This is a genomic window from Streptomyces sp. NPDC005576 (assembly GCF_042871745.1).
Classification (GTDB): Bacteria; Actinomycetota; Actinomycetes; order Streptomycetales; family Streptomycetaceae; genus Streptomyces.
Genome location: NZ_JBIAJC010000014.1, coordinates 220127 through 231881, shown reverse-complemented (window position 1 = coordinate 231881; position 11755 = coordinate 220127). Strand labels below are relative to the sequence as shown.

Genomic DNA, 11755 nt, shown 5'->3' with positions numbered 1-11755 from the left:
GCACACCGGGGCGCCGGGACCGCTCCCGAACGTGACGTGCCGGGTCGGCCCCCGGCACGTCCGGCGAGTCCGGGTCCCGGCCCGCCACCCCTCGCCTCCCGGCGGGCCGGGGCCGGGCCCGTACCATCGAGCAGCGTGAAGCTGACAATTCTTGGCGGTGGCGGATTCCGGGTCCCTCTGGTGTACGGGGCGCTCCTCGGCGATCACGCCGAGGGCCGCGTCTCCCGGGTCACCCTCTACGACACGGACCACGACCGCCTCACGGCCGTCGCCCGGGTGCTGGACGAACAGGCCCGGGGGGTGCCGGACGCACCCGTCGTCCTGGCCACCACCGACCTCGACGAGGCTCTGAAGGGCGCGGACTTCGTCTTCTCGGCGATCCGGGTCGGCGGCCTCGCCGGCCGCGCCGCCGACGAGCGGGTGGCCCTGGACGCCGGGGTGCTGGGGCAGGAGACGGTCGGGGCGGGCGGCATCGCGTACGGGCTGCGCACCGTTCCTGTCGCCGTGGACCTCGCCCGCCGCATCGCACGGCTCGCGCCGGACGCCTGGGTCATCAACTTCACCAATCCCGCGGGCATGGTGACCGAGGCCATGTCCCGGCACCTGGGGAACCGGGTCGTCGGCATCTGTGACACCCCCGTGGGACTGGGCCGCCGCATCGCCCGCGTCCTGGGCGCCGACCCGGACCGCGCGTGGGTCGACTACGCGGGCCTCAACCACCTCGGCTGGGTCCAGGGCCTGCACGTGAACGGGCGGGACGAGCTTCCCCGGCTGCTCGCCGACGAGACTCTGCTCGGCTCCTTCGAGGAGGGCAAGCTCTTCGGCACCGACCTGATCCGGTCGCTCGGCGCGGTCCCCAACGAGTACCTGCACTACTACTACTTCAACCGCGAGGCCGTCCGCGCCTACCAGCAGGCGGAGCTGACCCGGGGCGCCTTTCTCCGCGAGCAGCAGCAGGGCTTCTACGCGCGCATGCGGGAACCCGGCACACCGCCCCTGGCCACCTGGGACCGCACCCGCGCCGAGCGCGAAGCCACTTACATGTCGGAGAACCGCGAGGTGGCGGGCGCCGGAGACCGCGCCGCGAGCGACCTGGAGCCGGGCGGCTACGAACAGGTCGCCCTCGCCCTGATGCGGGCGGTGGCCCGCAACGAGCGCACCTGCCTCATCCTCAACGTCCGCAACGGCACCACCCTTTCGGTGCTCGACGCGGACGCCGTGGTCGAAGTGCCCTGCCTCGTCGACGCCAACGGCGCCCATCCGGTGGCCGTCAGCCCGCTGCCGTACCACGCGGCCGGGCTGGTGACCTCGGTGAAGGCCGTCGAACGCGCCGTGCTCGAAGCGGCCGACAGCGGGTCCCGATCGGCCGCCGTACGGGCGTTCGCGCTGCACCCGCTCGTGGACTCCGTCCAGGTGGCCCGCGAACTGCTCGACGCGTACACCGGCGTCCACCCCCAACTGGCCTACCTCGACCGGCCCTGACCCCCCACCGTGACGGTCCGGCCGGAGATTCCGGCCGGACCGTCGACGGCCGGGGCCCGACGGACTCCCCCGAGCACCGTCAGGTCGGCGAGCGCCTCGGACGCCGTCACCGGGTCCAAGCCGCCGAACAGGTGGTTGTACGTCCCGTGCGGCCAGTGGTCGCCGGGCCGGTCGCCGAGCCAGACCGCTTCCAGCCGCTGATCGGGGAAGGCATCCGGAGAGCCGGCCACGATGCCCTCGTAGAAGCCGATGACCAGGTACAGGTCCTCGCCGAGGCGTTTGGAGATCCACCCCTCGACCCCGCCGTCCTGCGGCGCGCCCCGCTCCCAGCCGCGCCGCTCCAGGCCCAGCACGGCGGCGGTGGGCACGGTGAGGCCTTCGAAGCGGGCCAGTCGGTTGCTCGTCCGCTCCTCGTCCGTCAGCGCGAAGACCGCGCGCTCCAGTTGCGGGAACGGCTGGGACAGTTCCCGGCGGGCGAAGAGCTCGGTCCAGGCCTTCAGCCCGTCGCCGAGGCGGAGCGGGTGGGCCAGCCGGACGGAACTGCCCGCGGGCAGCACGAACACGTCGTCGCGCACATCGGCCAACGTCCGGTCCCCGGTCACCCGGAAGGCCGTCGTCGCGCTCCGCGACTCGTTCAGCCACACCAGCCGCCGGACCAGGTGCCCCACCAGCGGATGGACGACGAACAGGTCCTGGAACTCCCGCGCCGTCCAGGACCGGCCCGAGACCATCGCGGTCTCCAGGCGCCGCACCTGTCCGGAGGCGACGGTACGGACGTCCTTCTTCAGCGCCAGGAACCTCTTGCGTCCCTCCGAGGCCAGATCCCCGTCGTCCCGGGCCGCCGGGGCCGGCAGATCCCTGCGCCGTCTCCCCGTACCGTCCAGGACGTACGGAGCGAGGCGTTCGTCGAAGCCGACGGTGAACCGGCGCGGCCCGTAGTCCACGACCGTCGAGCCGTCCGCGTCCAGCCCGAAGTCCGGCACCAACCGGTCCGACAGTTGTTCGGCGGTGAGTCCCAGCACCGCGGCCACCTCGGCGATCTTCTCCTGGGCGCGGGTCTTCAGAGCCTTGAACTTCACCCGCTGCCCGATGCCGTGCAGCTGCATCAGTGCCGTCTCGCTGCCGATCGCCGCCAGCACGTCCAGCCCCTCGACCGCCCGGTGGTGCGCGCCCTCGCCCGGCCAGGCGCGGACGACCGGGGTGAGCCGCCGGACGGTCTCGTCGTCCCCGACCTCGCCCAGGACGTAGAGCGCCCAGGACTCCCTGGCCGGAAGGCGCGCGTCGAGCCACTGCTCGAAGACGGCCCAGGCGAACTCGGCCAGCGAGGCCGGAGCCGTGGCCTCGCGCAGCGCGGCGACACCCGGGTAGACCTCGCCCGGCCGGGAGAGCGCGAACATCGTCAGGGCGTTGCGCACCACCTCGGCGGGCAGCGCCTCGCCGGTAGGCGTCAGGAGCTGGGGAAGGAGCGCCGGCTCCGCCCAGTTCGGCAGGACCGGCAGCTTCTCGGGCAGCGCGCGCTCCAGCGGGTCGCTGACCAGCAGCGCCTCGACGGACCGCACCGCTTCGGCGCCGTACCGGACCGCCGCCTCACGGACCGTCCGCTCGCCGTGCACCGCCGCTATCTGGAGCAGCGCGCGTTCGGCCGCACGCCGTGGGGCACCGGGCACGCCGACCGCGTCCGGTACGAGGAACACCGCCGCCGCGGCGCCGTGGCGCGCGAACCACGTCCGGGTCGTCGCGGCGGTGGACTTCAACCGGGCCGCCCAGTCCGCCATGTGCCGGGCGACGGCCGCGTCGGCGAACGGCAGTAACAGCGTCGCCATGGTGCTGGGCTGACGGGGGACGGTGCGCAGCAGGAGCGGCAGGGCGTCGATCCCGAAGCGGGCGACGATGGGCCGGAGGGTGTCCGCCCCGTCCCAGAGGTCCGTCGGCCCCCAGGTGGCGAGGGCCGGGGCGACGCGCTCCACGGGCGCGTGCAGGAAGATCCACGCGGGCCGCAGTCCGGTGCTGTTCAGCCCTTCGAGCTGGGAGGAGAACACCTTCTCGTAGTCGCCGTCGTGCTGGGGGCGGGTGTACCAGCTGGAACAGCGCGCCCACTCCTCCTCCTCGCCCGGGAGCCAGCGCAGCTCCGGCGCGGGGAGAGTGACCCCGGCGGTGCTCACCACGGTGGCGGCGCCGACGCGCGGGCGGACCCACGGGGGCCGCGTGAGATCGGGGGAGAGGGACGCGAGGGACGCCTCGGGGAAGCGGGACACCGGGTTCAGCAGCGGGCCCACCACCTCCGCCAGACCGTCGGGCAGCGTCGGCAGGAGAGCGGACACCAGCGGACGGTGGGTGTTGATGTGGGCGTGCAGCAACTGGCGCGAGGCGCGCGACCTCGTGTCGGTGTTGTATCGGACGTCGGCCGAGAGCAGCCGCAGGGCCCGCACCGGGTAGCGGCGCATCGCGTCGAGCAGCGCCGCGCGGACCTGCTTCAGCTCCTTGTGGTGCAGGAGGACGTTGAATGCCTCGTCGGTGGGGAGTTCGGTGAGCGCGGCGGAGACCGCTTTGACGCCGTCGGAGTAGTGCGGGCCGTGGTCGAGGTACTTCCTGAGCATCGGTGCGACGGCCGTCCCGAGGCCGTCGGCGAGCGTCGCGATCACGGCGAGGGTGTGGTCCGGACGGTACGACAGCCGGGCCAGCTGATCGGCCGACGTCAGGGAGCAGAGCACCATGCGCTGCAGGACGTAGTGGTCCTCGGCGAGCACGGCCGGCTCGGACAGGAGGGCGTCGACCCACTCCTTCTCGCTCGGGGCAAGGAAGGCGGCGGTGATCCGCTGGTGGCTGTCGCCGCGGGCCGTTTTCAGCGCTTCCACGGTGGCGCGGTACGTGGGCTCGTCCGCCGCCGCGATGTGGGCACGGGCCCGGGCGGCCACGTTCAGCGAGCCGTGGTGCCAGTGCATGGATGAGGAGAGGGAGACCCGCTTGAGGGCACCCTTCACCCGTCGGCCCAGGGCGTGGTAGCTGTGCGCCTTGATGGTCTGGAGCTCCTGCGCCGCACGGGCGGCGAACGGCAGACCGTGCTCGGCCACCCAGGTGTCCACCCAGCTCGAAGGAGCCGCTTCCCCGAGGGAGACGATGGCCGCCAGCGCGGCGGCCCCGACGGGCGACGGGCTGCCGGCGAGATAGGCACGGGTCGCGTCCACGAGGACGGGGTCCGAGCCCGGTTCGGTGAGTATCAGCTCGATCCAGGCGGCCTCGGCGGCGATCCGCTCCCCGACCTGCGCCAGGGTCTCCTCGCCGGGCCTGTTCAGCGCCCGGACACAACCGCCCCGCCGGGGGTAGAGCACCCGGCGCCAGCTCAGGGGGAGTTCGAAGGTGTCCTCGTCCGGCAGTGCCGACGCCCCCGGCGCACCGGACGGGACGGCGGTCACCGGCACCGCGCGGGGGTGCGCGGCGGTGGACAGGGGCGCGGTCGGGGCGGACGCGGACGCCGCCACCTCTTCGTACCCCTTGCGCTCCTTCTCCGCTATGGTCCTGCGCACCTTCGCGTGCGCGGCCTCCTCGGAGGCGTACTCCTGCGTCCGGGTGCGGCCCTCGGACCCGCAGCGGCCGTACCGCACGGTGACCGCGACGCCGACCGCCCCGGTCTCCCAGAACTTCGACGCAGTGCCCTCCACCAGCTCCCAGCGCCGCATCCGCTCCGCCCCCTCAACCCCAGTACGGCCCGCCGAGCGGCGGGTCTCCCGATCGCTGCATTCATTCTGGAACCGACCACTGACAGTGCCGTGCGACGGCGGCCCGGACCCCGGGCGTGCGGGTCCCTGCCGACCGGATCGAGGGAGAACCCTCAGGGCGCGGTGACCGCCCGCCGACGGCCCGGCGTCCCCCAGCTGGGTGTCACCCCGGCCACCTGGCACACCATCAGGAAGAGGGGGATCGGGGGGGTGTACGGGGTGCGGTTGTCGGGCCCGTGGATGAGCCGGGGCCGGGGCACCGGTACAAAGCCCCCCGTGGCGTAGGCGACCGGCTCGGGCCAGTCCAGGTCCTGATCGGACCCCGCGGGAACGATCCACCACCACACGTCGGCCGCCTCGAACACGCACCCGGTGCGCGGGAGGTGGGACAGCAGGTGGAATCCGTGCCGGGCCGGGACACCCACCGCGTCGTACCCCAGGCTCGTGCTCAGCTCCGGGGGCAGCGGCAGCCGCGCCCGCACGGGCTCCGCGCCGCCCGTGTCCCCCGCGGTCCGGGGGGCGTGGCGGCCCCCGCGCAGCCGGGAGAGCGCGTCCCTCAACATGGCCGCTCCCAGCCGGACGCCGACGAGGGACGCGGCTCCGCACCGGCCCCGGGACGGGGGCTCGCGGGCCGGGGGATGAGCGCACTGCCAGGTGCCACGACCGAATCCTCACAGTGGTTGCCACGTCACGTCCGGACCTCGACGCAGCGGGAGAGGGCGGGCGTGACCAAGTGAACTGGTTCAGTCATCAACTCTCCCCCTGACGCGGACACTTGGCAAGGGGCACTCTGAAAATTGCAGAGTGACCGTGTCTTTGTTGTCACCCGCATGGCACACTGCTGACAGAAGAGACCATCGGAGGTCCGAAGTGAGCGAGCCCCGGTCAGCACCGACCGTGGGGCAGGTCGTCCTCGGCAGGCGCCTGCAGGACCTGCGGGAGCGTGCCGGACTGACCCGCGACCAGGCGGCCAAGGTGCTCCGCGTCGCGTCCGCGACGGTCCGCCGGATGGAGACGGCCGAGGTCGCTCTCAAAATTCCCTACGTGCAGGCCCTGTTGCGCGCGTACGGGATCGGCGAGGAGGAGACCGACGCGTTCGTAGACCTCGCGGAAGAGGCCAACAAGCCCGGCTGGTGGCAGCGTTACCACGACGTGCTGCCCGACTGGTTCAGCATGTACGTCAGCCTGGAGGGCGCGGCGAGCCTGCTGCGCATGTACGAACCGCACTTCGTGCCCGGACTCCTCCAGACCGAGGAGTACGCCCGCTCCGTGCTGCGCAGCGGCGCCGTCGGCCAGGCCCGGCCCGAGGACATCGAGCGCCACGTGGCCCTGCGGATGGAGCGGCAGGGCCTCCTCGCGAAGGCGGACGCCCCGAGGCTGTGGGTCGTCATGGACGAGACGGTGCTCCGGCGCCCGGTCGGCACTCCCGCAGCCATGCGCGCGCAGATCGACAAGCTGCTCGAAGCCTCCGAACAGACGCACATCACCCTGCAGATCGCGGAGTTCGCGACCGGCCACCACCCCGGGACCTACGGTCCGTTCGTGCTCTTCCGCTTCGCCGTGCCCGAACTTCCCGACATGGTCTTCAGCGAGTACCTGACCGGCGCCGTCTACTTCGACGCGCGCCCCGAGGTGGCTTCCTACCTCGAGGTCATGGACCGCATGGCGGCCCAGGCCGCGACTGCACGACGCACGAAGGACATCCTCCGGGATTTCCGCAAGGAGCTGTGATGAGCGACATCTACAACGGCATGCCGGCCGCCGCCCTCGGTGCCGATGGCTGGGCCAAGCCCTGGAGCGGGGGCAACGGCGGCAACTGCGTCGAGACCCTGAAGCTGGCGGACGGCAGGGTCGCGATCCGCCAGTCCGCGGACCCCGACGGCCCGGCGCTCATCTACTCCACCGGCGAAATGGCCGCCTTCATCCAGGGCGCCAAGACCGGTCAGGCCGATTTCCTGCTGACCTGACCTGACCTGCTGGGTGATCTTGTGGCGGGCCCGGCGTGAGAGGGGGCCTCCCGCACAACTCGTGGGCGTCGAATCCAACCGAGCAACAGGGCCCCTGGTGCTGCAGTCTTCCGTGGCGATGTTGTGCAACTAGGTATCCGTCCCACATGAGCGATGCGGAGTGGGCGGTCGTCCCCGAAGCGGTGCCGGTTTCCGGCCGACTGGAGGGCCGCGGCGGCCAACCTGAGAGCTACTGCCACCGGCAGAAGGTCGACGCGCGGTGCGCCATCTGGCCGCGGGAGGCATCACCTGGCGGTCGATCCTGGCCCGCCTGTACGAGCGGCACTGGCACGTCACCCGGGTGCGGGCCGCCGGAGGCTGCACCGGGCGCCTGGTCGACCTCGTCCGCGATGTCCTCGCACCACGCTGAACGTGGTCAGACGCAGCGACGACACCAGTGGATTCGCCGTGCTGCCGAAGAGGTGGCTGGTGGAGCGCACATGCGCGTGGCTGATGCACTCACGCCGGCCGGCCCGCGACGGCGAGACGCGCATCGATACCTCGGAGGTGGTGATCCGGCGGTCGATGACCATGGGCATGAGCCGTCGGCTCGCGCGGAGGGCACGCTGAAGCCTCCACCGACTGTCCGCCTGCCACCACGACCGGCGGAACGTCTCCTTTCCGCGAGGCTCTGCCAGAACCTCGCCCGCCGTTTCGCGGGCCATCACGAACCGCTCCCAGACGGCCTCGACCTCCCGCAGCTCGTCCTGGAGAGCCTCCACCCGCTGCCGAGCAGCGCGCTCACGCTCCTCCTCCAGCAATCCCCTCACCGACGGCATCCCGACACCTCCAGTGAAGAGACGACACCACACCTCGTCCCTGCCGCCGAAACACCAGACCTCCACCTGACCAGCGAAAACGACCCCGCCACACGCGGAAGGACACCAGCCTCCCAGGCTGATCCCAGCGGCGAAGTCCGCCCGGCGCTCGCCGGTCAGCCGCATCAGGCGTGCCTGAGCGTTTCCGTTGGCCACTCCGCGCATCACGGTTGGCCACGCCGACGCCCGTCTCATTCGCCGCGGGAAAGCGGCTGGTGTGGTCGCTCGGGCACCTCTCTGGTCTCATGTACGCACGAAGCGGTACATGCATGTACGCTAAATCCGGTACATAGGAGGTTCGTCATGGCCAGTCGACTGGCTCGGCCGCTCACGATCCCGGCCGAGGAGGAGATCGACCTCTACGAGGTCATGTCGGCGCTGACCGATCCCGTGCGCCGAGCCCTCGTGCGACACATCGCCGTCACACCGGGCGGCCCGTGCAGCACCTCGGACTTCGGCGTCTCCAAGTCGACGCTGACCAGGCACTGGCGCGTGCTGCGTGAGGCGGGACTCATCAGGCAGGAGGTCCGCGGCACCACGCACCGCAACTGGCTGCGCCGCGAAGAGCTCGACCGGCGCTTCCCGGGCCTGCTCGCGCTCGTCCTGGACCCACCGGAGCCGGAGCCCGGAGCTGCCGCCCGGTGACTCACCGCCGGCGAACCCCCCACCCGCAGAAGTGCAAGGAGAGCAGCATGCAGATCGGCATCATCGGCGCAGGATTCATCGGAGGCACGCTCGCCAGGAAGCTTGCGGCCGCCGGGCACCACGTCCGGATCGCCAACTCCCGCGCGCCGGAGACCCTGACCGGGTTCGACGGAGACGACTCGATCCGGCCGACGTGGGCCGTGGACGCCGTCACCGGCGCGGACGTCGCGATCCTGAGCGTCCCCGTGAAGGCCATCGGAGCACTCCCCGAGGACGTGGTCACCGCGCTCGCCTCCGTGCCGGTCGTGATCGACACGGGCAACTACTACCCGGTCCGCGACGGCAACATTGATGAGCTGGACCAGGGGGTCACGGACAGTGCCTGGGTCGCCGCCCGCCTCGGCCGGCCCGTGTACAAGGTCTTCAACAACATCACCGCCCCGAGCCTGAAGAACAAGGCGACCGACGACGCCGCTCGGCGTCTGGGCCTCACGGTCGCGGGCCCCGACGGCAACTCCAAGCAGCAGGTCATGGCGCTGGTCGAGGAGATCGGCTTTGACCCGGTCGATGCGGGCACCCTCGAGGACTCCTGGCGGCTTCAGCCCGGCACGCCGACCTACTGCCAGGACATGACCGCCGAGCAGCTCCGCACCGGTCTGGCGGCGACCGTCCTGGCCGACGTCGAGACCTACCACGCGGGCCGGGACTCGATGACGGCCGAGCAGTTCGCCGCGGCGAACGACCGCGTACGGCGGATCATGGCCTGAGAGCCTGCCGCCCAACCCCTGTGCCCGGGAGCTGTTGTCTTTCCGAGTGTGACGGGGGCGATTTCGCTGATCAGGTGGAAGTCTGGTGCTGCGGCGGCAGGGACGGATTCGACGCGCACGAGCTGTGCGGGAGGCCCCTCTCATGCCGCGCCCACCACAAGATCACCCGACCGGGTCGACGATCTGGAACTCACGCTCTCCATGACCGATCGGACAACAGCCGCTGACCTGAACCGACTTGGGCTTGGCGTGTAACGCCGCAGGTCACTCGCCCTGTTGGTCTGCGGTTCTGCGGCTGCTGTGGCGAGCAGCCCCAGGTCGGCGCAGTCAGCGCACGAAGTTCGTCACCGTACCGTGGTCGCCGGAAGAGGTCATCCCCCAGAGGATCAGCCCTACGACGATTGCCAGCAGGACCAGCCCCGGCACGTTCTCGGGCCCCCAACCGAGGGACTGCCGAACCGGTGGGCCGGGTGTGGCGTCGTCGCGTGCAGTGTCGGAGTCGGCGCGCTGCCACGGTGCGACCTCGGCCTTACCCCGGGCGATCCGCCCGGCCACGCGGCGCACGTCGGCGGCGTGGTAGGTCGGCTCCCGGGTCAGGTCCGGGGAGGGCGAGACCGAGGTGCGTACGCTGTTGGCCCGCGCCACCGCCCTGATGCTGCTCGGCCTGATCTGCGGCCAGATCTCACGGACTTCGGCCTTCGTCAGCCAGCCGTTCCCGTCATCGAGGTCCTGCTCGTCCGCTGCCCCCACTCGAAGTCCGCCCCCTCTGCTCGCCGGTCGTCCTCTGCTCGATACCCAAACCGCCCAAAGATCACCCGGCCGGGCAGCCACCCTCGGACTGAGGTGTCGCGCGATCGGTGGAGAAACGACTCCGACCTGACCGGGCCTGACCCGACCCCTGACCTGACGCCCTACGACTGGCATACCTCGGCCAGCAGATCGGCGCTGCCCCGCGGGTCGAGCGCGACCGCCCGCAACCGTTCGAACGCCGCCCTGAACTGCCGGCTCTCCGCCTCCGACTCCAGGAAGAGATCACCCGCAGGCGTGTCCATGTAGACCAGTTCCGGATCCCTCGGGTCCGGGAAGTCCATGTGGACGAAGCCTCCGGCCATCCCGGTGTGCGCCCCCGCGCCGAACGGGATCACCTGCACGCAGACCTGCGGCTCCTCCGCGATCCGCAGGAGGTGTTCGACCTGCTCGCGCATCACGTCGCGCCCGCCGACCACCCGTCGTAGGGCCGCCTCGTCAACGACCGCCCGGAGACGTAGAGGAGGGGAGGCGCGGAGCGCCGACTGCCGCTCCGTCAGCGCCGCGACCCGGGCGCCGACTTCCGAGGAGCCCGCGTCGTGGAGGACGCCCCTGACCAGGGCCCGGGCGTACCGTTCGGTCTGGAGCAGCCCCGGGACGAACGACGACTCGTAGGTGCGCACCGTGCGCGCCTCGGCCTCGAACCCGATGTACGCGGCGTACCGCTCGGACAGTCCGGCGTGGTACGGCCGCAACCAGTTCCGGTCCTGCGAGTGGCGTTCCGCCGCGAGCAGGTCGTCGCGCTCTGCCTCGGTCGCTCCGTACACCTCCATCAGCGCCGTCAGGGTCCTCTTCTGCGGCCGGGCGCGCGCCTTCTCGATCCGGTACAGCGTCACGCCGTTGATGCCGGTCCGCTCGGCGACCTCCTCGCGCGTCAACTCCGCCGCGGTGCGCAGACGTCGGAGCATCGCGGCGAGCCGCCGCAGTCGGACCGTGGGTGGGGCCTGCCGCTTCTCTGACACTGTGCGCCTTCCGTGGTCGGTGGTAGCCGCGAGTCTGATCGGTGACCACGCTCCATCTCAAGCGGACGAACGCAATGACGAAGAACGCAATCCTTGCGTTTTCCTCCTCCACGGATGCATGCTGGGTGCGATCGGCTGGTCACGGTGTGCACGCGGTCAGGGGGGGTGGGCGTGGACGGTCATGCCCGGCGGAGAGGATCTCTGCGGCGATGGGCCTCCCCGGGGGTGCGGCCGATGCCGCGGGAGGAGCGTCGACATGGTCCTGACACCGGGGGAAGGGCGGCGGGCGTGATGACGATTCCCCCGATCTGCCTCGACTGCCGCGGTTCGATCCTCGGTCAGGTGGTGGTCGTGGTCTTCGGGGACAACGCGTCCGGGACGCGCGGCCACGGGTACGCGCATCCGGCGGGGGCGCCCGAATGCGTACCCGCGGCGTCCTCCGGGCGCGGCAAACGGCGCCGGTGGGCGGCCGAGGACCTGAACTCCGCCGACAGTGGCCGAAGTCGTCCGGGGACGGGCGGACAGGATGTGGCGGACGCTGATTGACGTTCC

At 71.6% G+C, this 11755-nt stretch carries 12 protein-coding genes; 8 read left to right on the top strand and 4 right to left on the bottom strand.

What is annotated here, in order from left to right:
• Positions 1 to 135 precede the first annotated feature (135 nt).
• The gene (locus ACFYPN_RS25310) at positions 136 to 1482 is read left to right on the top strand and encodes a 6-phospho-beta-glucosidase (protein WP_389301225.1); all 1347 of its coding nucleotides are present in this window, start codon (positions 136 to 138) and stop codon (positions 1480 to 1482) included.
• On the opposite strand, the gene ACFYPN_RS25305 is transcribed toward ACFYPN_RS25310, so the two are convergent.
• On the bottom strand, positions 1464 to 5159 hold the full coding sequence (locus tag ACFYPN_RS25305; protein ID WP_389301222.1) for a DUF4132 domain-containing protein: 3696 nt from the start codon (positions 5157 to 5159) through the stop codon (positions 1464 to 1466). The two genes, ACFYPN_RS25310 and ACFYPN_RS25305, sit on opposite strands and share 19 nt — an antisense overlap.
• 152 nt (positions 5160 to 5311) lie before the next feature.
• Positions 5312 to 5761, bottom strand: a complete 450-nt coding sequence (locus ACFYPN_RS25300) for a hypothetical protein (RefSeq protein ID WP_389301219.1) — start codon at positions 5759 to 5761, stop codon at positions 5312 to 5314.
• Positions 5762 to 6068: 307 nt separating this feature from the next.
• On the opposite strand from ACFYPN_RS25300, the gene ACFYPN_RS25295 reads away from it, so the two are divergent.
• The 6 genes from ACFYPN_RS25295 (at position 6069) to ACFYPN_RS25270 (ending at position 9434) form a co-directional block, all read left to right on the top strand.
• Positions 6069 to 6929, top strand: a complete 861-nt coding sequence (locus tag ACFYPN_RS25295) for a helix-turn-helix transcriptional regulator (protein ID WP_358763943.1) — start codon at positions 6069 to 6071, stop codon at positions 6927 to 6929.
• Positions 6929 to 7165: a DUF397 domain-containing protein gene (locus ACFYPN_RS25290; protein WP_358763945.1), complete on the top strand. Its 237-nt coding sequence runs from the start codon at positions 6929 to 6931 to the stop codon at positions 7163 to 7165. The genes ACFYPN_RS25295 and ACFYPN_RS25290 overlap by 1 nt, the downstream gene beginning before the upstream one ends.
• Positions 7166 to 7424: 259 nt before the next feature.
• The gene (locus tag ACFYPN_RS25285; protein ID WP_389301216.1) at positions 7425 to 7574 is read left to right on the top strand and encodes a hypothetical protein; all 150 of its coding nucleotides are present in this window, start codon (positions 7425 to 7427) and stop codon (positions 7572 to 7574) included.
• Between the two features lie 2 nt (positions 7575 to 7576).
• A complete protein-coding gene (locus ACFYPN_RS25280; RefSeq protein ID WP_358763949.1) occupies positions 7577 to 7774 on the top strand; it encodes a hypothetical protein in 198 nt (65 codons plus the stop codon).
• 551 nt (positions 7775 to 8325) lie between these two features.
• The gene (locus ACFYPN_RS25275; RefSeq protein WP_358763950.1) at positions 8326 to 8667 is read left to right on the top strand and encodes a helix-turn-helix domain-containing protein; all 342 of its coding nucleotides are present in this window, start codon (positions 8326 to 8328) and stop codon (positions 8665 to 8667) included.
• 47 nt (positions 8668 to 8714) lie between these two features.
• Positions 8715 to 9434 (top strand): NAD(P)-binding domain-containing protein, encoded by a 720-nt coding sequence (locus ACFYPN_RS25270; RefSeq protein WP_358763952.1) that lies wholly within the window; start codon positions 8715 to 8717, stop codon positions 9432 to 9434.
• Positions 9435 to 9761: 327 nt separating this feature from the next.
• On the opposite strand, the gene ACFYPN_RS25265 is transcribed toward ACFYPN_RS25270, so the two are convergent.
• Positions 9762 to 10184, bottom strand: coding sequence for a hypothetical protein (locus tag ACFYPN_RS25265; RefSeq protein ID WP_358763954.1), 423 nt, complete (start codon positions 10182 to 10184; stop codon positions 9762 to 9764).
• A 161-nt stretch (positions 10185 to 10345) separates the two neighbouring features.
• Positions 10346 to 11203, bottom strand: coding sequence for a helix-turn-helix transcriptional regulator (locus tag ACFYPN_RS25260; RefSeq protein ID WP_358763956.1), 858 nt, complete (start codon positions 11201 to 11203; stop codon positions 10346 to 10348).
• A 288-nt stretch (positions 11204 to 11491) separates the two neighbouring features.
• Between ACFYPN_RS25260 and ACFYPN_RS25255 the strand changes: the two genes are divergently transcribed.
• Entirely contained in the window at positions 11492 to 11749 is a 258-nt protein-coding gene (locus tag ACFYPN_RS25255) for a hypothetical protein (protein ID WP_358763958.1), read from the top strand.
• Positions 11750 to 11755 lie beyond the last annotated feature (6 nt).

What these genes read in the sequence shown, in the direction of transcription:
- ACFYPN_RS25300 (WP_389301219.1), bottom strand. Translation starts at nt 5,761, where the DNA reads ATGTTGAGGGACGCGCTCTCCCGGCTGCGCGGGGGCCGCCACGCCCCC.
- ACFYPN_RS25270 (WP_358763952.1), top strand. Translation starts at nt 8,715, where the DNA reads ATGCAGATCGGCATCATCGGCGCAGGATTCATCGGAGGCACGCTCGCC.
- ACFYPN_RS25290 (WP_358763945.1), top strand. Translation starts at nt 6,929, where the DNA reads ATGAGCGACATCTACAACGGCATGCCGGCCGCCGCCCTCGGTGCCGAT.
- ACFYPN_RS25275 (WP_358763950.1), top strand. Translation starts at nt 8,326, where the DNA reads ATGGCCAGTCGACTGGCTCGGCCGCTCACGATCCCGGCCGAGGAGGAG.
- ACFYPN_RS25305 (WP_389301222.1), bottom strand. Translation starts at nt 5,159, where the DNA reads ATGCGGCGCTGGGAGCTGGTGGAGGGCACTGCGTCGAAGTTCTGGGAG.